Annotated in this window: 1 protein-coding gene; it reads left to right on the top strand. The window is 44.1% G+C overall.

The features are described from left to right. Window positions 1-304 (top strand): AraC family transcriptional regulator ligand-binding domain-containing protein (locus AAEY62_RS21545; RefSeq protein WP_350636432.1); only part of this gene is annotated, 304 nt, incomplete at both ends.

Below are 304 nucleotides of genomic sequence, written 5' to 3'. Positions count from 1 at the left end.
TACCAACACCATTGCTGCCAACAATGGTATCAGTCGCAGTGAGCTCCACAAACCTAATGTGCTCATTAATGCTAAACAGCATCGAGGTTTACTAACTGATGCACAGCAGTGTTATGAGGGCAGCGATCTTGGACTCATATTAGGTTTAAAACGCTCTATTGCTACCCACGACCAACTTGCATATTTAATGATGAGCAGCGCGACGCTGCGCGATGCCAGCCATATTGGGCTTAAATATCAAAATTACTCAGGCCGCTTTTCTGGTAATTTAGTAGTGACCTCCTTTAGTGAAATTCAAGCCGAA

Source organism: Pseudoalteromonas sp. GW168-MNA-CIBAN-0100, assembly GCF_040309225.1.
Taxonomy (GTDB): domain Bacteria; phylum Pseudomonadota; class Gammaproteobacteria; order Enterobacterales; family Alteromonadaceae; genus Pseudoalteromonas; species Pseudoalteromonas arctica.
The sequence above is the reverse complement of the archived record's forward strand: the minus strand, read 5'-3'. Positions and strand labels throughout refer to the sequence as shown.